Source organism: Microbacterium paraoxydans (assembly GCF_900105335.1).
GTDB classification, from domain to species: Bacteria; Actinomycetota; Actinomycetes; order Actinomycetales; family Microbacteriaceae; genus Microbacterium; species Microbacterium paraoxydans.
In genome coordinates this window covers 64,492-81,805 of record NZ_LT629770.1, presented here as the reverse complement: position 1 = coordinate 81,805, position 17,314 = coordinate 64,492, and the positions used below count along the sequence as shown (strand labels likewise).

Annotated in this window: 23 protein-coding genes and 1 tRNA gene; 13 read left to right on the top strand and 11 right to left on the bottom strand. The window is 70.2% G+C overall.

The window, feature by feature from the left end:
* Nucleotides 1-40: 40 nt before the first annotated feature.
* The 4 genes from ilvD to BLU02_RS00585 form a co-directional block, all read right to left on the bottom strand.
* Entirely contained in the window at nt 41-1,759 is a 1,719-nt protein-coding gene (gene ilvD / locus BLU02_RS00600) for a dihydroxy-acid dehydratase (RefSeq protein ID WP_060920981.1), read from the bottom strand.
* A 9-nt stretch (nt 1,760-1,768) separates the two neighbouring features.
* Complete coding sequence (gene otsB / locus BLU02_RS00595; RefSeq protein ID WP_082749910.1) at nt 1,769-2,566, bottom strand: trehalose-phosphatase; 798 nt, start codon at nt 2,564-2,566, stop codon at nt 1,769-1,771.
* Between the two features lie 43 nt (nt 2,567-2,609).
* Nucleotides 2,610-4,016, bottom strand: a complete 1,407-nt coding sequence (locus tag BLU02_RS00590) for an alpha,alpha-trehalose-phosphate synthase (UDP-forming) (protein WP_060920982.1) — start codon at nt 4,014-4,016, stop codon at nt 2,610-2,612.
* A gap of 65 nt (nt 4,017-4,081) precedes the next feature.
* Nucleotides 4,082-5,338: an MFS transporter gene (locus BLU02_RS00585; protein WP_060920983.1), complete on the bottom strand. Its 1,257-nt coding sequence runs from the start codon at nt 5,336-5,338 to the stop codon at nt 4,082-4,084.
* A gap of 207 nt (nt 5,339-5,545) precedes the next feature.
* Between BLU02_RS00585 and BLU02_RS00580 the strand changes: the two genes are divergently transcribed.
* Nucleotides 5,546-5,845: a hypothetical protein gene (locus tag BLU02_RS00580; protein ID WP_025103262.1), complete on the top strand. Its 300-nt coding sequence runs from the start codon at nt 5,546-5,548 to the stop codon at nt 5,843-5,845.
* Between the two features lie 21 nt (nt 5,846-5,866).
* Here BLU02_RS00580 and BLU02_RS00575 read toward each other — a convergent pair whose 3' ends face one another.
* Genes BLU02_RS00575 through BLU02_RS00565 form a run of 3 tightly spaced genes read right to left on the bottom strand, consistent with a single transcriptional unit; the run spans nt 5,867 to nt 8,487 of the window.
* On the bottom strand, nt 5,867-7,051 hold the full coding sequence (locus BLU02_RS00575) for an acetyl-CoA C-acetyltransferase (RefSeq protein ID WP_060920984.1): 1,185 nt from the start codon (nt 7,049-7,051) through the stop codon (nt 5,867-5,869).
* The gene (locus BLU02_RS00570) at nt 7,044-7,712 is read right to left on the bottom strand and encodes a CoA transferase subunit B (RefSeq protein WP_174521412.1); all 669 of its coding nucleotides are present in this window, start codon (nt 7,710-7,712) and stop codon (nt 7,044-7,046) included. The genes BLU02_RS00575 and BLU02_RS00570 overlap by 8 nt, the downstream gene beginning before the upstream one ends.
* A 1-nt stretch (nt 7,713) precedes the next feature.
* Nucleotides 7,714-8,487, bottom strand: coding sequence for a CoA transferase subunit A (locus tag BLU02_RS00565; RefSeq protein ID WP_060920985.1), 774 nt, complete (start codon nt 8,485-8,487; stop codon nt 7,714-7,716).
* 103 nt (nt 8,488-8,590) lie between these two features.
* Between BLU02_RS00565 and BLU02_RS00560 the strand changes: the two genes are divergently transcribed.
* From BLU02_RS00560 to BLU02_RS00525, 8 genes are all read left to right on the top strand, one after another.
* Nucleotides 8,591-9,379: an IclR family transcriptional regulator gene (locus BLU02_RS00560; RefSeq protein WP_060920986.1), complete on the top strand. Its 789-nt coding sequence runs from the start codon at nt 8,591-8,593 to the stop codon at nt 9,377-9,379.
* Between the two features lie 35 nt (nt 9,380-9,414).
* Nucleotides 9,415-9,852, top strand: a complete 438-nt coding sequence (locus tag BLU02_RS00555) for a MarR family winged helix-turn-helix transcriptional regulator (protein ID WP_060920987.1) — start codon at nt 9,415-9,417, stop codon at nt 9,850-9,852.
* Complete coding sequence (locus BLU02_RS00550) at nt 9,849-11,087, top strand: MFS transporter (protein ID WP_060920988.1); 1,239 nt, start codon at nt 9,849-9,851, stop codon at nt 11,085-11,087. Before BLU02_RS00555 ends, BLU02_RS00550 begins: the two co-directional genes overlap by 4 nt.
* Nucleotides 11,088-11,109: 22 nt before the next feature.
* On the top strand, nt 11,110-11,592 hold the full coding sequence (locus tag BLU02_RS00545) for a YbaK/EbsC family protein (RefSeq protein WP_060920989.1): 483 nt from the start codon (nt 11,110-11,112) through the stop codon (nt 11,590-11,592).
* 82 nt (nt 11,593-11,674) lie between these two features.
* On the top strand, nt 11,675-12,367 hold the full coding sequence (locus BLU02_RS00540) for an SOS response-associated peptidase (protein WP_060920990.1): 693 nt from the start codon (nt 11,675-11,677) through the stop codon (nt 12,365-12,367).
* Nucleotides 12,368-12,512: 145 nt separating this feature from the next.
* Nucleotides 12,513-12,854, top strand: a complete 342-nt coding sequence (locus tag BLU02_RS00535) for a DUF7882 family protein (RefSeq protein ID WP_060920991.1) — start codon at nt 12,513-12,515, stop codon at nt 12,852-12,854.
* A gap of 64 nt (nt 12,855-12,918) precedes the next feature.
* The gene (locus BLU02_RS00530; RefSeq protein ID WP_060920992.1) at nt 12,919-13,188 is read left to right on the top strand and encodes a hypothetical protein; all 270 of its coding nucleotides are present in this window, start codon (nt 12,919-12,921) and stop codon (nt 13,186-13,188) included.
* 29 nt (nt 13,189-13,217) lie between these two features.
* Nucleotides 13,218-13,493 carry a hypothetical protein gene (locus BLU02_RS00525; RefSeq protein WP_060920993.1) on the top strand — a complete coding sequence of 92 codons (276 nt, stop codon included), beginning with the start codon at nt 13,218-13,220 and terminating at the stop codon, nt 13,491-13,493.
* A gap of 169 nt (nt 13,494-13,662) precedes the next feature.
* Here the strand turns inward: BLU02_RS00525 and BLU02_RS00520 are convergent.
* A tRNA-Lys gene (locus BLU02_RS00520) sits at nt 13,663-13,735 on the bottom strand.
* A gap of 154 nt (nt 13,736-13,889) precedes the next feature.
* Between BLU02_RS00520 and BLU02_RS00515 the strand changes: the two genes are divergently transcribed.
* From BLU02_RS00515 to BLU02_RS17310, 3 genes are all read left to right on the top strand, one after another.
* Entirely contained in the window at nt 13,890-14,687 is a 798-nt protein-coding gene (locus BLU02_RS00515; protein WP_060920994.1) for an inositol monophosphatase family protein, read from the top strand.
* A gap of 15 nt (nt 14,688-14,702) precedes the next feature.
* A complete protein-coding gene (locus tag BLU02_RS00510; RefSeq protein ID WP_060920995.1) occupies nt 14,703-15,251 on the top strand; it encodes a hypothetical protein in 549 nt (182 codons plus the stop codon).
* Between the two features lie 88 nt (nt 15,252-15,339).
* Nucleotides 15,340-15,516 carry a hypothetical protein gene (locus tag BLU02_RS17310; protein WP_157546950.1) on the top strand — a complete coding sequence of 59 codons (177 nt, stop codon included), beginning with the start codon at nt 15,340-15,342 and terminating at the stop codon, nt 15,514-15,516.
* 56 nt (nt 15,517-15,572) lie between these two features.
* Here BLU02_RS17310 and BLU02_RS00505 read toward each other — a convergent pair whose 3' ends face one another.
* Nucleotides 15,573-15,887, bottom strand: a complete 315-nt coding sequence (locus BLU02_RS00505; protein ID WP_025103247.1) for a DUF7882 family protein — start codon at nt 15,885-15,887, stop codon at nt 15,573-15,575.
* A 57-nt stretch (nt 15,888-15,944) separates the two neighbouring features.
* On the bottom strand, nt 15,945-16,172 hold the full coding sequence (locus tag BLU02_RS00500) for a DUF2188 domain-containing protein (RefSeq protein WP_060920996.1): 228 nt from the start codon (nt 16,170-16,172) through the stop codon (nt 15,945-15,947).
* Between the two features lie 213 nt (nt 16,173-16,385).
* Here BLU02_RS00500 and BLU02_RS00495 point away from each other — a divergent pair, with 213 nt between their 5' ends.
* Nucleotides 16,386-16,730 carry a hypothetical protein gene (locus BLU02_RS00495; RefSeq protein WP_060920997.1) on the top strand — a complete coding sequence of 115 codons (345 nt, stop codon included), beginning with the start codon at nt 16,386-16,388 and terminating at the stop codon, nt 16,728-16,730.
* A 247-nt stretch (nt 16,731-16,977) separates the two neighbouring features.
* Here BLU02_RS00495 and BLU02_RS00490 read toward each other — a convergent pair whose 3' ends face one another.
* On the bottom strand, nt 16,978-17,295 hold the full coding sequence (locus BLU02_RS00490) for a DUF3263 domain-containing protein (protein WP_082749912.1): 318 nt from the start codon (nt 17,293-17,295) through the stop codon (nt 16,978-16,980).
* Nucleotides 17,296-17,314 lie beyond the last annotated feature (19 nt).

The window sequence follows — 17,314 nt, the reverse complement described above, 5'->3', positions numbered from 1 at the left end:
CCGGCGCTCCGATCGAGCGGTTGCTGAGCCGGTCGATGGATCAGCCGGTCGTCGCTCCCTCGGCGGCGGACCGCACGAGGCGCGAGTACTTGGCAAGAACGCCTCGGGTGTAGCGCGGGGGAAGCGGCTCCCAGCCAGAGCGGCGGGAGGCGAGCTCTGCCTCGTCGACGAGTAGATCGAGAGAGCGAGCTGCGATATCGACCCGTATCAGATCACCATCGCGCACGAAGGCGATAGGACCTGCGTCCACCGCTTCGGGTGCTATGTGGCCGATGCACAGGCCGGTTGTGCCGCCTGAGAATCGTCCGTCCGTCAAGAGTAGTACATCTTTTCCGAGCCCCGCGCCCTTGATGGCCGCGGTGATGGCGAGCATCTCGCGCATGCCCGGTCCGCCCTTGGGGCCCTCGTACCGGATGACGATGACCGTCCCCGGCTCGATGCTGCCCTCGGCGACCGCGTCCATGGCGGCGCGCTCCCGCTCGAACACCCGCGCGGGGCCCTCGAAGACGGCAGCGTCGAAGCCGGCGGTCTTCACCACGGCACCCTCCGGCGCGAGCGATCCGTGCAGGATCGTCAGGCCGCCGGTGGCGTGGATCGGGTTGTCGAACGTGTGGATGACCTCGCCGTCGATCGGCTGCGGGTCGAGCTCGGCGAGGTTCTCGGCTAGCGTCTTGCCGGTGACCGTGAGCGCGTCGCCGTGCAGCAGCCCTTCGTCGAGCATGGCCTTCATGATCACGGGGATGCCGCCGTGCCGGTCGACGTCGTTCATGACGTACTTGCCGAACGGCTTCATGTCGGCCACGTGCGGGACCTTGTCGCCGATGCGGTTGAAGTCGTGCAGGCTCAGCTCGACCTCGGCCTCGCGGGCGATCGCGAGCAGGTGGAGGACGACGTTGGTCGAGCCGCCGAGGGCCATCGCGAGGGCGATCGCGTTCTCGAACGCCTCCTTGGTGAGGATGTCGCGCGTCGTGATCCCCTGGCGGAGCAGGTTCACGACCGCCTCCCCCGAGCGGTGCGCGAAGTAGTCGCGACGGCGGTCGGCGGCGGGCGGCGCGGCGGAGCCCGGGAGGCTGAGCCCGAGCGCCTCGGCGACGGAGGCCATGGTGTTGGCCGTGTACATGCCGCCGCACGCGCCCTCACCGGGAGCGATGGCGCACTCGATGCGCTTGAGGTCCTCCTCGCTCATGAGGCCGGCACGGCAGGCACCGACCGCCTCGAACGAGTCGATGATCGTGACGTCCTTCTCGGTGCCGTCCGAGAGCTTGACCCAGCCCGGCGCGATCGACCCGGCGTAGAGGAAGACGCTCGACAGGTCGAGGCGCGCGCTGGCCATGAGCATGCCGGGGATCGACTTGTCGCAGCCCGCGAGGAGGACGGAGCCGTCGAGGCGCTCGGCCATCATCACGGTCTCGACCGAGTCGGCGATGACCTCGCGGGAGACGAGCGAGAAGTGCATCCCCTCGTGGCCCATCGAGATGCCGTCCGAGACGGAGATGGTTCCGAACTGCAGCGGGTACCCGCCGCCGGAGTGCACGCCCTCCTTCGCGCCCTGAGCGAGCCGGTCGAGGCTCAGGTTGCAGGGCGTGATCTCGTTCCAGCTCGACGCGATGCCGATCTGCGGCTTGTCCCAGTCGGCGTCACCCATGCCGACGGCGCGGAGCATGCCGCGGGAGGTCGTGGCCTCGATGCCGTCGGTGACGACGCGACTGCGGGGCTTGATGTCGATGGGCGCGCTGGCGGAGGGATCATGCGAGGACATGACGAGAGTCTATTCCTGCGCGACGGCCCTCTCGTTCGCGAGCGTCTCCAGAAGCGCGGCGATCTGTTGTGGAGAGTCCACACGGAGGGTCGCGGCGCTCTCCCCCGGCCCGACGCGCACGCCGAGGTCGCCCTCCTGCAGCACGCGCATCGCATCCTCGTCGGTCACGTCGTCGCCGGCGAAGAGGATGCCCGTCGCGTCGAAGCGCTCACGGAGGGCGATCATCGCGGCGTCCTTCCCCTCGTTCCGCGACGAGAACTCCAGCACCCGGTGGCCGGCACGCCGCCGCCACTGCGGGAAGCGCTCGGCGACGAGGGCATCGATCTCGGCGAAGACCTTCTCCTCGGTGTCCCGGTCCGCGCGGCGAGTGTGCACGCCCATGCCGAACGTCTTGGGCTCCAGTTCCGCCCCCTCGTAACGGTCGATGATCGGTTGCGCGGCAGCCCACAGCTCCTCCCGCGCCCCGGTCTCGGTCGCATCGCCCGGCGCGTCGGCGGCCCCCTCGCCGGGGAACCAGTACTGCGCGCCGTGGGAGCCGGCGAGGACGACGACGGAGTCGTCGGTGTGCTCGGTGATCTCCCGGAGGTCGTGCATGCTGCGCCCGGAGACGTAGGCGACCACGGTGTCGGGCATCGCAGCGAGGCGATCCATCTGCACGGCCACCTCGGGAAGCGCCCGCGCGGCCATGGGGTCCACGACGAGCGGGGACGCGGTGCCGTCGAAGTCGAGGGCGACCACCAGGCGCGGCGTCGTCGCGAGGGCGGTGAGGTCGGCGTCGGCGGTTCCGGGGATCCAGGGGCGCGTCACGGTGTCTCCGATCGAGAGGAAGAAGGGGGTGCAGGAAGGGCGGTCAGCGGCTGCGGACGTCGGCGAGGGCCTCGAGGAAGGACGACGACCAGGCGTTCACGTCGTTGTCGAGCACCCGTCGGCGCAGGGACCGCATGCGGCGTCCCTGCTCGGCGGGCGACATCTCCACGGCCTCCATGATCGCGTCCTTGAGCCCGGCGATGTCGTGCGGGTTGACGCGCACGGCCTGACGGAGCTCGTCCGCCGCGCCGGTGAACTCGCTGAGCACCAGCACGCCGCGGTTGTCCGTCCGCGTGGCGATGTACTCCTTCGCGACGAGGTTCATGCCGTCGCGCAGCGCCGTCACGAGCATGACGTCCGCCGCGAGGTACAGGGCGACCATCTCCTCGCGCGGGTATCCCTGATGCAGGTAGCGGATGGCGGAGTGGCCGACCGTGTCGTGGTCGCCGTTGATGCGGGCCACCGCGAGCTCGATCTCGTCCCGGAGGTGCGCATAGGCGTCCACCCGCTCCCGGCTCGGGCTCGCCACCTGGATGAGGGTGACGTCCTCCACATCGAGGCGGCCGTCTTCGAGGAGCTCGCCGTAGGCCTTGATCCGGTGCCCGATGCCCTTGGTGTAGTCCAGGCGGTCGACGCCGAGGAGGATGCGCTTGGGGTTGCCGAGGCTCGCGCGGATCTCCGCGGCCCGCGCCCGGACGTCCTCCCGCGCGGCGAGTTCGAGGTACGGGGCGGTGTCGATGGAGATCGGGAACGCCTTGGCGATCGCCGTCCGCGACCCGCCCTGCTCAGGGACCGTGATGTTCGGCCCCTTCACCTCGTAGCGCAGCCGGCGCCGCACCGCGGTGAGGAAGTAGGTCGCGTCCTGCGCCCGCTGGAAGCCGATGACGTCGGCGCCGAGCAGTCCGCGGAGGACCTGGTCGCGCCAGGGAAGCTGAGCGTAGAGGCCGTGCGCGGGGAACGGGATGTGGTGGAAGTAGCCGATCGTGACATCGGGGCGCAGCTCGCGGACCATCTGGGGCACGAGCTGGAGCTGGTAGTCGTGGACCCAGACGGTCCCGTCCTCAGCGGCGGCGGCCGCGGCAGCCTCGGCGAACCGGCGATTGACCCGCACATACGCCTCCCACCACTCACGGTGGTACTGCGGCGGGGCGATGACGTCGTGGTAGAGCGGCCAGATCGTGTCGTTGGCGAAGCCCTCGTAATAGTCCGCGACCTCCTCGGAGCTCAGCGTCACCGGGATGAGATGGATCCCATCGGCATCGAAGGCCTCGAGCTCCACGTCCGGCTGACCGGGCCAGCCGACCCAGGCGCCGTGCACGCGGCGCATCATCGGCTCGAGTGCGGCGACGAGTCCCCCGGGCGACGTCCGCCAGGTCTCCTCGCCGTCCGGCCCCACGACCCGGTCCACCGGGAGGCGGTTGGCGACGACGACGAAATCAGCAGCGGTCACAGGGGCACTCCTCGGTCCAGGAGCTTCCAACCTACCGAGGATGAGCGCCGACCGCTGGTCCGCGCTCAGGCCTTGACAGCGGACGTTCCGCGGTGCAGACCGCTGAGGGCCCAGTTGGCGAGACCCGCCGCGAACGCGATGCCGGCCGCGATCATCGGAAGCACGAGGGCGGCCGACGTGCCGAGGCTCTCCGCGATCTCCCCCGCCACCGCGGCACCGATCGACTGGCCGACGATCACCCCGGAGCCGAGCATCGTCATCACCGTCGCCGACCGGCCACGGGGGCTCCGCGCCGCTCCGAAGCTGTACTGGGTGACGAGGGTCGGACCGATGCCGATGCCCATGATGGCCAGGGCGAGCATCATCCCCGCCGGCGAGTCGACGATGCCGAGCAGCAGCGAGCCGGCGAGGAGGACTCCGGAGAACACGAGCCATCGCGCCCGGAGCGAGAACCGCGCGGGGAGCCACGCGACACCCAGGGCCAGCAGCGCGGAGCCGACGCCCATCACGCCGTACAGCAGGCCCGCCTGCTCCGGGGCACCGAGGTCGGCCATGAACGACGTGAGCGAGGTGAGCATGGTCCCGAAGAAGATGCCGACTCCCAGGATGCCGAGGACGACGATGAGGAGCTGCGGCCGGAACAGCTCGGACACGGCGGACGGCGCCCGGCCGTCCTCGGTGCGGTCCTGCGACACATGCCGTCCGCTCGGGTGCAGCGCGAAGGCCCCGACGAACACCAGGGTCAGCACGGCGGCGCCGACCAGCGGCGCCCAGGGCGCGAGTGCCGAGGCGAGGACACCCACGAGGAAAGGACCGAACACGAAGACGGTCTCGTCGGCGGCCGACTCGTACGCCATCGTGCCGGAGACCGTGCGGGCGCGGCGCTCCGCCGGCATCCGCTCGCCGATGATCGTGACCAGACGGGAGCGCGAGAGCGGCGCCACCTGCGGGGCCGTCGCGCCGATGCCGATCGCGGTGAGAAGCACGAAGCCGTCGGCGGCCGGACCATAGACCACCGCGGTGAAGAGCAGGAGCATCGCCGCGTTGCCCACGGCGAGCGCGAGGAGGACCGTGCGCTGGCCGAAGCGGTCGGCGGCGGCGCCCAGGAGCGGACCGAAGCAGGCGGTGCCGAGACCGACCGCAGCGGACGTGAGCCCGCCGAGGGACAGGGATTCCCGCGCCGATACGACGACGGTCAGCACACCGACCACCATCATGGCGAAGGGCAGACGCGCGATGAACGCGATCAGGAAGTAGGGCAGGCCGGCGAGGCGGAAGAGGCTCGGCTCGGCGGTATCGGGCGTGGTGCTGGCGTGTGTCATGGCTCTCGCGCGTCGACGACGCGATGTCGGGTGCCGCCGCTGTCCGCCGGAGACGCCGACGGCCGGTAGATACACGGTTTCTGCGGCCGCGGGCGAACCGCGACCCTTCCATGATATCCGGTGCCCCTGGGCGGGCGCCCTGCCAGCCTCTCCCCCGGCTTGTCAAGGCTCCGGCCCGCGCACCCCGGCTGCGGGTACCGTAGGGGCATGCGCTACCTCTTCAGCACCGGACTCGTCGCCGCGATCTCGGCTGGGATCTCGCTGCTGCGCGGCACCCGCAACGAACCCATCACCTGGCGCTCGCTCCTGTCGTGGGTGAGCTGGGGCATCACGATGGCGCTCGCGGTCGGCGCGGTCGTCGACATGCGCCGCGAACGCCACGGCGTGCCGGTGGACGCGGACTCCCCGCAGTCGGTGAAGAAGTCCAAGAAGGCGCAGCGTCTGCAGTTCCGTTCGCAGAAGGCCCTCGCCGACGCGCAGGGGCACGCCCAGGACAAGCGGTCCTGACGCACCCCCGCGCCTCCCGCGTCAGCGCGTGAGGATGAGCGCCTCGCCCTGACCGCCGCCGCCGCACAGGCCGACCGCCGCGGTTCCGCCTCCCCGGCGGGCCAGCTCGTGCGCGACGTGCACCACGAGACGGTTGCCGGAGGCACCGATCGGATGACCGATCGCGATGCCGCCGCCGTGCACGTTGACGATCTCACCGTCCAGCCCGAGCTCGGTCTGCGAGCGGGCCACGACGGCCCCGAACGCCTCGTTGATCTCCACGAGGTCGAGGTCCTGCGGGGTGATGCCCTGTTTCCGGCACGCCTGCTCGATCGCTCGCGCCGGCTGCGCCTGGAGCGAGTTGTCCGGGCCGGCGGTCTGGCCGCTCGCGCCGACGGTCACGAGCACCGCCCAGCCCTTGGCCTCGGCGGTCGCCCGCGTCGTGACGACCACGGCGGAGGCGCCGTCCGAGATCTGGGACGAGTTACCCGCCGTGATCGAGCCACCCTCGGCGAAGGCGGCTCGCAGTCCCGCGAGGGTCTCCACCGTCGTCTCGGGGCGCACGCCCTCGTCCCTGGTCACGCGCACCGGTTCGCCCCGGCGCTGCGGCACCTCGACGGCGACGATCTCCGCGTCGAGCACACCGCTCTCCTGCGCGGCGGCGGCGCGCTGATGCGAGAGCGCGGCGACCTGGTCCTGGGCCTCCCGGGTGAGTTCGTAGCGCGCGTTGTGCCGTTCCGTGGACGCGCCCATGCTCTCCCGGTCGTAGGCGTCCGTCAGCCCGTCGTAGGCCATGTGGTCGAGGACCTCGACGGTGCCGTAGGTCCAGCCCTCGCGCGATCCCATGAGCAGATGGGGTGCTCGGGTCATCGACTCCATGCCGGCGGCGACGACGACCTCGGCGTCCCCGGTCCGGATCATGCGCGCCGCGTCGATCACGGCCGTGAGCCCGGACAGGCAGACCTTGTTCACGGAGTGGGCGGGGACGTCCCAGCCGATTCCCGCGCCGATGGCGGCCTGACGGGCGGCGTTCTGACCAGACCCCGCGGCCAGCACCTGTCCCACGATGACCGCGTCGACGTCAGCCGGGTCCACTCCGCCCTGCTCCAGCGCACCGCGGATCGCGAACGACCCCAGCTGCGGCGCGGTGAAGGCGGCGAGCTGCCCCTTCAGCCGCCCCTGCGGGGTGCGCGCCGCGGCGACGATGACGACATCGTTCTCACTCATTGATCTCGGTCCTTCCGTTGTCCAGTTCCGGGGCGAGGCGGAGAGGCGGCTCCGTGGCGTGCCGCACCTGCTCCACCGTGACATCGGGCGCGAGCTCGACCAGGACGAGCCCGTCCGGCGTCACGTCGATCACCGCGAGGTCCGTGATGATCCGGTCCACGACGCCGCGTCCGGTCAACGGCAGCGTGCAGGCGTCGACGATCTTCGCCGAGCCGTCCTTGGCGACGTGCTCCATCAGCACGATCACCCGTCCGGCGCCGTGCACGAGGTCCATCGCGCCCCCGGGGCCCTTGACCATCTTGCCGGGGATCATCCAGTTCGCGAGATCTCCCGAGGCGGAGACCTGCATCGCCCCGAGGATCGCGGCATCGATCTTCCCGCCGCGGATCATGCCGAAGCTGAGGGCGGAGTCGAAGAACGCCGCCCCGGGCAGCGTGGTCACCGTCTCCTTCCCCGCGTTGATGAGATCCGGGTCGACGTCGGCCTCCCGCGGATAGGGCCCGACCCCGAGGATGCCGTTCTCCGACTGCAGCACCACGGTCACGTCGGACGGGACGTGGTTCGGCACGAGGGTGGGCAGGCCGATGCCGAGGTTCACATACGCGCCGTCCGGCAGCTCGGCCGCCGCACGCGCGGCCATCTGGTCTCTCGTGAGCGCCATGTCAGGCTCCTTCCGCGGCGACGGTCCGTCGCTCGATGCGCTGGGGGATGTCCTCGCCGACTTCGACGATCCGGTGCACGAAGACGCCGGGCAGGTGGATCGCGTCCGGGTCGAGCTCTCCCGGTTCGACGAGCCGCTCCACCTGCGCGATGCACACGCGCCCGGCCATCGCGGCGAGCGGGTTGAAGTTCCGCGCCGCCTTCCGGAACACGAGGTTGCCGTGCCGGTCGCCGCGGACCGCGTGGACCAGGGCGAAGTCGGTGGTGATCGCCTCCTCCAGCACGAACTCGCGCGGTTCGCCGTGCACCGTGAACGTGCGTACATCCTTGGGCGGCGAGGCCACCGCGATCGAGCCATCGGCGTGGTACCGGCGAGGCAGACCGCCCTCGGCCACCTGGGTGCCGACGCCCGTCTGGGTGAAGAACGCCGCGATTCCGGATCCTCCCGCCCGCAGCTTCTCGGCGAGCGTGCCCTGCGGGGTCAGCTCCAGCTCGAGCTCCCCGGACAGGAACTGCCGCTCGAACTCCTTGTTCTCCCCCACGTACGACGACGTCATCTTCCGGATGCGCTGCGCGGCGAGCAGGATGCCGAGCCCCCAGTCGTCCACCCCGCAGTTGTTGCTGACGACGCTCAGGTCGGTCGTGCCCTGGGCGAGGAGCGCTTCGATGAGGGCGATCGGGTTCCCGGAGAGCCCGAAGCCTCCGACCGCGAGCGAGGCGCCGTCCGGGATGTCGGCGACCGCGGCGGCCGCGGACTCCCATTGCTTGTCGATCACGTCTGCTCCTTCGGTTCCGTGTCCCCTCCAGCCTCTCGCCCCGGCGGAGCCACGGCCAGCACCCTCTTGCGATGTGGACGCCCGCACCACTAGCGTCCACGATGTGGACACTGTGACGAACGCCGTCCCCGGCACTCAGGCCGTCGCGCGGGCGGCTCGGCTTTTGCGCCTGGTGACGGCGGCCGGCACCGACGGCGCCACCCTGCAGGAGCTCGCGGCACGCGCCGGGCTCTCCCGACCCACCACACATCGCCTGCTCAGTGCCCTCCGCGCGGAGGGACTCGTGGACCGCGACGCCGACAGCACGCGCTGGATGCCGGGACCCGAGCTCTTCCTCATGGGGTCCGTGGCTGCCGCTCGATACGACGTGACCGCCCTGGCCCGGGACATCGTGCGGTCGCTCGCGGTGAAGACCGAGGAGAGCGCATTCTTCTCCGTCCGCCGCGCGGACGAGACGGTCTGCCTGCTGCGGGAAGAGGGCTCGTTCCCCATCCGCTCGTTCGTGCTGAGCGAGGGAGTGCGCTTCCCGCTCGGCGTGGCGAGCGCGGGCCTGGCGATCCTCGCCTTCCTCCCCGACCACGATGTGGATGCCTACCTGGAGCGCCATCCGGAGCTCGTCGAGAACTGGGGACGCGCTCATGGCGAGCGCCCGCTGCGGAAGCGCCTCGCCGAGACGAAGGAGCGCGGGTTCGCCGTCAACCCCGGCCTGATCGTCGAGGGGAGCTGGGGCCTCGGCGCGGCCGTGTTCGACCGCGCCGGACGCCCGGAGTGGGCCCTCAGCCTCACCGGTGTCGCGTTCCGCTTCGGCCCGGAGCGTCAGGCCGAGCTGGGCCGGATCCTCCTCGCGCACGCGCATCAGCTCTCCGCGAGGATCGCGCACGCCCGACGGTGACCTCGATACATACCCAAAGGTATATACTTTCTGGTATGAATCGCTCCGAGGTCATCCCGTCGCTCGTCCTGTCGGGCTACGCGCTGGGTCGCATCGCCGCCCAAGACGCGGGGAACGAGGCCCCCGCCGCGCAGTGGCGGGTGCTCAGCCTGCTCGACCAGTCAGGCCCCCATCGCGTCGGCGAGCTCGCCGCGGCAGCCCGCACGACACAGCCCGGCATGACCCGGCTGCTCGGCGCCCTCGAACGCGAGGGCCTCATCCGCCGCTCCCCCGATCCCGACGATTCCCGTGCCACCGTCGTCGCCGCGACCCCCGACGGCACGGCGGCCCTGGCCGCTTGGCGCTCCGAGTTCCGGGAGACGATCGCACCGCGGTTCGCCGACCTCGACGACGACGACTGGCATGCCCTCACCCGTGCGGCCGAGATCCTCGCCGCCCACACCTCTGCCGACCGGACAGGAGACATCCGTTGAACACCGCCCCCGCATCCCCCGCCCCCTCGGTCTGGCGGCAGCCCGCCCAGGTATGGGCCGTCGCCTTCGCGTGCGTCGTCGCCTTCATGGGGATCGGACTCGTCGACCCCATCCTCCCGGCGATCGCGGAGTCGCTCGAGGCCACGCCGGTCGAGACGGAACTGCTGTTCACCAGCTACCTCCTCGTCACCGGCCTCGCGATGCTCGTCACCAGCTGGATCTCCAGCCGGATCGGCGCCAAGGCCACGCTCCTCGTCGGTCTCGGCCTGATCGTCGTGTTCGCCTTCCTCTGCGCGATCAGCGGCAGCGTCGACGCGGTCATCGGCTTCCGTGCCGGCTGGGGGCTGGGCAACGCGCTGTTCATCTCGACGGCGCTGGCCACGATCGTCGGTGCCGCATCCGGCGGCAGCAGCGCGGCCATCGTGCTGTACGAGGCGGCGCTCGGCCTCGGCATCGCCGTGGGTCCCCTGCTCGGCGGCATCCTCGGTGAGCAGAGCTGGCGAGGACCGTTCTTCGGCGTCGTGGCCCTGATGGCCATCGCCTTCATCGCCGTGCTCGTGCTGCTGCGGGGGCCGGGCGAGAAGCGCACGCCGGTGAAGTTCTCCGCCCCTTTCACGGCTCTGCGCCGTCCCGCGCTCGCGATCCTCGCCGTGGCCGCCCTGTTCTACAACATCGGCTTCTTCGTGCTGCTCGCGTTCTCGCCCTTCCCCCTGGGCTTCGGAGCGATGGGCATCGGCCTGACGTTCTTCGGCTGGGGTGTCGCCCTCGCGATCACCAGCGTGTGGGTCGCGCCGGTGCTGATGCGCCGGATGCCGAGGACCCACGTCATCCTCACCGTGCTGCCGCTGCTCGCCGTCGACCTCGTCGTCGCGGGGCTGGTGGTCGCCGAACCTGCCGCTCTCGTCGTGTGCATCATCGTGGGCGGCCTGCTCCTCGGCGTCATGAACACCGTGCTGACCGAAGCCGTGATGGAGGCGACCGACCTCCCCCGCTCCGTCGCCTCCTCGGCCTACTCCGCGGTCCGCTTCCTCGGCGGCGCGATGGCCCCGCCGATCGCGGCTCTGCTGTGGCACCTGTTCAGCGCGACGGTGCCGTATCTCTTCGCCGCCGCCGCGGTCCTGCTGGCCGCACTGACGATCCTCCTCGGCCGGAAGGTCCTCGCGCACATCGACGACGAGCCGGGCGACGTGGCCACCGAGGACGCGGCGGCGATCCTCGTCGGCGACGCCGGCTGACCCGCTCGGCTACCGTGGGGACATGACCGACGCCCCTCCCCTCCCCGAGCGCAGCCGACGGGTGCAGGAACACCTCCACGCCGCCGGCGTGGAGACCGAGATCCGGGTCCTTCCCGACTCCGCCCGCACCGCCGCGGAGGCCGCCGCCGCCATCGGCTGCGACGTCGCAGCGATCGCCAACAGCCTCGTCTTCCTCGCCGATGGCCGTCCCGTCCTCGTCATGACCAGCGGCGGGCACCGCGCGGATCTCGCGGTCCTCGCGCGGAGCATCGGGGCGCGTGCGGTGGTCATGGCTCCGCCCGCCGTCGTCCGTGAGGCCACCGGACAGGCGATCGGCGGAGTGGCGCCCGTCGGCCACCCCACGCCCCTCCCCACCTTCATCGACAGTGCCCTGCAGGTAAACGACGTGGTCTGGGCGGCGGCCGGCCACCCGCACACCGTCATGCCGCTGACCTTCGCCCAGCTGTCGGATCTGACCGGCGGCACCGTGATCGACGTGGTCTGACACCCCGGATGTCCGCGCCATGCCTCATGATGGAGGCGATGCGGGCCGCGGCGCGAGCGACCGGCGAGACGGAGGCGACGACATGTGCGGACGATTCGCGAACGACGCGGCGACGGACGAGCTGATCCAGGAGTTCGTCGCCGAGGGCGGCCGCCCGGAGGACTGGTGGAAGTCCTGGCACGGCGCCTACTCGATCGCGCCCACCGAGAGCGCCCCCATCGTCCGGGACCGCGGCGAGGGCCGCATCCTCGAACTCGTGAGGTGGGACTGGCAGAGTCCCCCCAACCGTCCGCAGCGCGCCCCGCTGATCAACGCCCGGATGGAGAAGCTCGCCGCCGGGTTCTGGGCGCCGGCGTTCTCCGCCGCGCGGTGCCTCGTCCCGATGCGCGGGTACTTCGAATGGACGGGCGAGAAGGGCCACAAGACCCCGCACTTCCTCCACGGTGACGGCCTGCTCGCCGCCGCCGGCCTCACCTGGTCGATGGAGCACGAAGGAGAGAAGGTGCGCTGCTTCGTCGTCGTCACGCGGGAGGCACGCGACGCCGGTGGGGAGGTGCACGACCGGATGCCCGCCTTCCTGACTCCCGACACCTGGGACGCGTGGCTCACACCGGAGAAGCTCACCGGGCAGACCAAGCTCGACACGCTGGCGATGCTCGATCACACCTCCGCCGATGTCGCGGCGACGCTCCGCGGACACGTCGTGGGCCGCAAGGTGAGCAACACGCGCACCGTCGACCCGTCCGATCCCACGCTTCTCGATCCGGTGGCCTGAAACAGGGAGACACGCGACGACGCACGACACCCCGGTCGGGTAGGAGAACGGGCAGAAGTGTGACACGCTGAGCACACCCCACACCAGCGGTCATCGCGTCCGCGCCTCTTCGCACAGGTTCCCGTGGCGAGAAGGGAATCTTGCAATGGGCAAGTTCATCTACGAGAACAGCGTCAAGGTCGATATCGAAGACCGCGCTCTCACTCACATCCAGCTGGTCATGACCGCGAAGCTCCGCCGTGGCGAGCCCTTCGGCTTCACGTGGAAGGACGACGTCAGCATGGGCGGCGGCCGGACGACGGTCTGGATCCATGCCGGCAGCTCGCTCGTGTACAAGTACCACGGCAGTCGCCAGCCCAGCGTCAACCGCGCCTGGATCGAGGCCCTCGCATTCACCGCCAACGCCCCGAGCGGTCTGTACCTCGTCCCCGAGCCTGCGGAGCAGCAGCTGTCGGACGGCAGCGAGAGCGCTCTCACGCGGTCCTAACACGCTCTTCGACGGGGTTCAACCCCTCTTGTCGGGTTCCGAGGAGGTTCGTACCGTGGAGCGCATGGGGAACCAGACGGGAATGACGACGACGCACATCGAGATCGATGGGCACGACTTCCTCCTGCCTCGCAGCACGGATGTCGCGGACCTCATGTCTCGGATCGAAGCGGCGGCGCGCTCGCAACCGACGTTCATCGACTTGGCGACCGGCGACACTCTGACGAGCGTGCTCATCACCGCGCAGTCGCGTGTCGTCGTCTACCTGATCCGCGAGGACGCCGGTCACGACGCCCCCGTCGACGTGCGCTCCACGCTCGACTGGGATCTCTGAGCAGCACGGTCCGCTCGTAGACTGGACGGATGCTCGTCGCCCTCATCCGCCCCCGAGGATCCATGACCGTCGACGTCACCGGGACATCCCTCGAAGACGTCCACACCCAGCTCGATGCTCATCGTGAACCGGGCTACGCGCTCACCTCCGCCCCGGTGCGCATGCTCAAGGGCGAGGCGAAGATGGAGGCGACAGGAACGTTCCAGCGCGTCGACGGCGTCGAGCAGATCGAGGCCGACGACATGGCGGGCATCGAGGCGAAGGTTCCCGAGGGCTGGCAGCTGCTGTCCGTCCGCCGCGCCTGACGCGCGCCCCACCCCCCAGATCCCGCCGCCCCTCCCGCCCCGTGCGGGTTCGAGAAGGTGCCTCTCCCGGCCGCGAAAGGCACGGTTTCCATCCCGGCCCGAGCGATCCGGCCCCGAAACGGGCAGAGAAAAAGCCTCGGAGATGGCGAGATCTCTGAGGCTTGTTCCGTGCACCCCCAGGGACTTGAACCCTGAACCCACTGATTAAGAGTCAGTTGCTCTGCCGATTGAGCTAGAGGTGCGTGGCCCGGGATAACCCCGACCGAGGAATTACATTACCAGCGGTTGGCGCCGACACGAAATCCGGCGCGGCCCGGGCGTGGCTCGGGCGTTTCGCCCCTGATCCTGGCCGATGGTCTCTGCGGGCGCGGTCGGGGCGGCGACTATCCTGAGAGCGTGACCGCCACTCCCGACGCCGCCGACCTGCGCGCCGACCTCCAGCTCGCCCTTCGCCTCGCCGACGCCGCGGATGCCCAGTCGCTCCCGCGTTTCGACGCCGCCGACCTGGAGATCTCCACGAAGGCGGACCACTCGCACGTGACCGACGCCGACCTGGCGACGGAGCGGGCGATCCGCCGGATCCTCGAGGAGGAACGACCCGACGACGGCATCTTCGGCGAGGAGTTCGGCGCTCAGGGCAGCACCGCCCGGCAGTGGATCATCGACCCGATCGACGGCACCGCGAACTTCCTCCGCGGCGTTCCTCTGTGGGGCACGATGATCGCTCTCGCGATCGACGGCGTGCCGCGCGTCGGCGTGGTCAGCATGCCCGCCCTCGGTCGACGCTGGTGGGCGGCGGCCGGACATGGCGCCTGGACCCTCAGCGACCGCACCGAGCGCCGTCTCGCCACCTCGACCGTCTCCTCGCTGGACGAGGCCAGCGTGAGCTTCCAGAGCATCGCGCAGTGGCGTGACGCCGGGCAGCTGGATGCCCTGCTGCGCCTGAGCGAGCACGTCTGGCGCGATCGGGCGTACGGCGACGTCTACGCCTACATGCTCCTCGCCGAAGGGCGACTGGAGGCGGTCGCGGAGTTCGATGTGAAAGAGTACGACATCGCAGCGGCTGTGGCGATCGTGAACGAGGCCGGCGGGCGCATGACGGCATTCGACGGCTCCGAGACGATCTCGGCGCGCTCGACACTCGCCACCAACGGCACCCTTCACGACCAGTTCCTCCGTCTCCTGCACGACTGACTCTCCGAGGCCACGATGACCACCCGACGACTCGCGATCCTGATCGGTCTCGTGCTCGCGGGAGCCGCCCTCACCGCGTGCACGGGTGGCGGCACCCCTGATCCGTCGGCGCCGGGCTCTGCCGCTCCCACGGGAGACGGCGGCGCGGGCGCGACACCGGGCGGGGACGAGCTCACGTGCGAGTCGATGATCTCCGAAGGCACCGTCGCGGCCCTCACCGACGCCGGCTGGACGGCAGAGCCGCGCGAGTTCCGCGTCGGGGACGTCGAGCTGACACAGGGACTCCTCTGCTTCTGGGCGGACTTCAGCGTGCCCTCGGACCACGGGCAGATGTACGGCTGGTCTCCCTTGTCCATCGAGGAGGCGGAGCGCGCACAGGCGGGCCTCGAGGAGGAGGGGTGGCGGAGCGAGGAAGACGCCCAGGGCACGTACGTCACCGAGGACCCGCAGTTCGCCATGAGCACGGACGAGGACGGGTACGGCATGACCTACCTCTTCGGCGACGGCTGGGTGAAGGTCGCCGACACGAAGCAAGGACTCCTCCTCATCGAAGGCCCCCGCTGACGGCACACACCATCCGGTCGGCTGTCAAGCGGCTGGGCCTGCGGCCGGTGATGGACGAGGCTGGAGGCATCCGAGGAAAGGAACGCCCATGGATAACGACAGCGACCGCAACGACATCAGCACCGAGCCCTCCCCCGGCCCCGAGGAGAACGACAACCTCGGCGCCGAGGACAACAAGGGCGAGCCGCGCACCGTTCCGCCCACGGACGGATCGGATGACGACGGGGACGACGTGCGCGCCGAAGACCCGGACCGCTCGCACTGAGCCGCTCGTCCGGATGCCAGGAGCCCCGCCTCTCACGAGGTGGGGCTCCTTCGCTGTCACTCGGTCGTGGAGCCCTGGACGATCTCGTCGACGAGCGTGATGCCTCCGGTGGAGTTCGCCGATTGCATGAGGTCATCGATCCACTTCGGGTTCAGCTTGGGCGGCTCCCGCCCTTCGAACGTGAAGCGCAGCGGGATCGACGGATGCAGCCAGATCGTGGAGCGTCCGTACGCATCGCCCTCGGGGTGGGTCCACGACACCGTGAAGCTCTCGTTGCGTCGGAGCTTCGTCGCGATCACGACCTTGAGGTGCGCGAGCGCGCGGTCCTCGATGTGGAGCTGGCTCGTGCTGTCGTACATGATGAACCCCATGTGCGAATCGTAGGCCTCGCCCGACTCCGCCACCAGGGCCGTCATGCCGCGTGCATCTCAGCCGCGGACGTCCCTGGGGTCGTCGCCATAGCTGTTCCGCTCCCCGATCGTGCCGTCCTCCCGTCGGATGAGGTGCTCGACCTGACGCGCCCGAGCCGTCTCCCGCCCGACGGCGACCGCCTCGTCCTTCGTGTCATGCGGCCCGCTGAACGTGTTCACCTCGCCCTGGACGCGATTGAACCAGCCACCCTCCTGGTGGAACGTGTCGACATCGCCCTTCGGCATGGCCTCTCCCTTCGTCGTGGACCCCCTTGGTACCGCGCGACGCCGCTCGTCTCCGACCCCCTTGCGCGCGCGCCGGATCGGTCGTACGCGGCCTGGGATCCGTTCGCGTCCCCCGAAGAGGGGACAGACATCCGGTCCCTCCGCCTGCGATCATCGCGGTGAGGGAGTCGAACGGGCGGGCGCTGTCCCGCCGATCGGGGAAGAAGACTTCTGATGACGACCGATATGATCGCGGGGCCGTTCCTGACGGCTGTCCGTCAGGCCTGGGACCGTGCGCGTGGAACACTCATCATCCCCCGGGATTTCACCCTGACGCAGTTGGCGGCCGGAGCGGGATCGCTGAGCGCGGAGGTCACCGACTCGACGGGGACCCGGTTCGGCTTCCGCGTTCCGCTTCCCGCAGCCGCCCGATGGGAGGGGAGGGCACAAGGTGGTGAAGGCACTCCGGAGCACTGGGCGCTGTGGAGCGTCATCATCCCCCTCATGGAGGAACTGGAGACGGACGCCGGGCGCCGCTTCGCCCCCGACACCGATGGCGTCCGCTGGGTGACCACGTAGAGGATCGCGGTCACCGCGCCGCGGAGCCTATCGCAGACCGTCTTCGCAGTTGCTTCCCTGACGGGCTTCCCACCACAGCGCGTACTCGGTTCCGTTCTCGGTCTCGATCGTCCACGGCGGGAAGGTAAGGCCCGCCTCCCCAGTGAACACTAGGGAGGCGGGCCTCATTCCGTGTGACAGCGACCTGGTGGAGCTGGGGGGAATCGAACTCTGCCCGATGCGCCGGCCTATGGCGTCGCCCGCGGATTCATGCGGCAGAAGCGGGGGTAACAGGGGGTATCACGGGGGGATGCGGGTGAGGAAGTGTGCCCAATCTGTGCCCACGGGCGGCCTCGCTCAGAGCGCGACGCTCGCGTACTCGGCGAGCCGTGACGGGGTGCGTGGCGATCCCCTCTAGCGAGTCTGCTGCGCGCATGAGGAGTTGGTAATAGCGGGCTGGCGTGATCGCAAGATCCACGCGGATCGCAACGTCCTTCGCTGGGGTGTGCTGCTGCGTCCATCGGGATTCAAAGTCGAGAAGTAGCTGGGGCGTCACGGTTTCGATCTTGCCCAGCACCTCTGACATTCGCGGTGTCTTCGCCCAG

Coding starts and splice junctions, on each gene's coding strand:
- BLU02_RS00510 (WP_060920995.1), top strand. CDS start 14,703: ATGACCACCCGACGACTCGCGATCCTGATCGGTCTCGTGCTCGCGGGA.
- ilvD (WP_060920981.1), bottom strand. CDS start 1,759: ATGTCCTCGCATGATCCCTCCGCCAGCGCGCCCATCGACATCAAGCCC.
- BLU02_RS00545 (WP_060920989.1), top strand. CDS start 11,110: ATGACCGACGCCCCTCCCCTCCCCGAGCGCAGCCGACGGGTGCAGGAA.
- BLU02_RS00530 (WP_060920992.1), top strand. CDS start 12,919: ATGGGGAACCAGACGGGAATGACGACGACGCACATCGAGATCGATGGG.
- BLU02_RS00535 (WP_060920991.1), top strand. CDS start 12,513: ATGGGCAAGTTCATCTACGAGAACAGCGTCAAGGTCGATATCGAAGAC.
- BLU02_RS00580 (WP_025103262.1), top strand. CDS start 5,546: ATGCGCTACCTCTTCAGCACCGGACTCGTCGCCGCGATCTCGGCTGGG.
- BLU02_RS00500 (WP_060920996.1), bottom strand. CDS start 16,172: ATGCCGAAGGGCGATGTCGACACGTTCCACCAGGAGGGTGGCTGGTTC.
- BLU02_RS00495 (WP_060920997.1), top strand. CDS start 16,386: ATGACGACCGATATGATCGCGGGGCCGTTCCTGACGGCTGTCCGTCAG.
- BLU02_RS00585 (WP_060920983.1), bottom strand. CDS start 5,338: ATGACACACGCCAGCACCACGCCCGATACCGCCGAGCCGAGCCTCTTC.
- BLU02_RS00540 (WP_060920990.1), top strand. CDS start 11,675: ATGTGCGGACGATTCGCGAACGACGCGGCGACGGACGAGCTGATCCAG.
- BLU02_RS00505 (WP_025103247.1), bottom strand. CDS start 15,887: ATGGGGTTCATCATGTACGACAGCACGAGCCAGCTCCACATCGAGGAC.
- BLU02_RS00525 (WP_060920993.1), top strand. CDS start 13,218: ATGCTCGTCGCCCTCATCCGCCCCCGAGGATCCATGACCGTCGACGTC.
- BLU02_RS00555 (WP_060920987.1), top strand. CDS start 9,415: ATGAATCGCTCCGAGGTCATCCCGTCGCTCGTCCTGTCGGGCTACGCG.
- BLU02_RS00570 (WP_174521412.1), bottom strand. CDS start 7,712: ATGGCGCTCACGAGAGACCAGATGGCCGCGCGTGCGGCGGCCGAGCTG.
- BLU02_RS17310 (WP_157546950.1), top strand. CDS start 15,340: ATGGATAACGACAGCGACCGCAACGACATCAGCACCGAGCCCTCCCCC.
- BLU02_RS00575 (WP_060920984.1), bottom strand. CDS start 7,051: ATGAGTGAGAACGATGTCGTCATCGTCGCCGCGGCGCGCACCCCGCAG.
- BLU02_RS00490 (WP_082749912.1), bottom strand. CDS start 17,295: ATGTCAGAGGTGCTGGGCAAGATCGAAACCGTGACGCCCCAGCTACTT.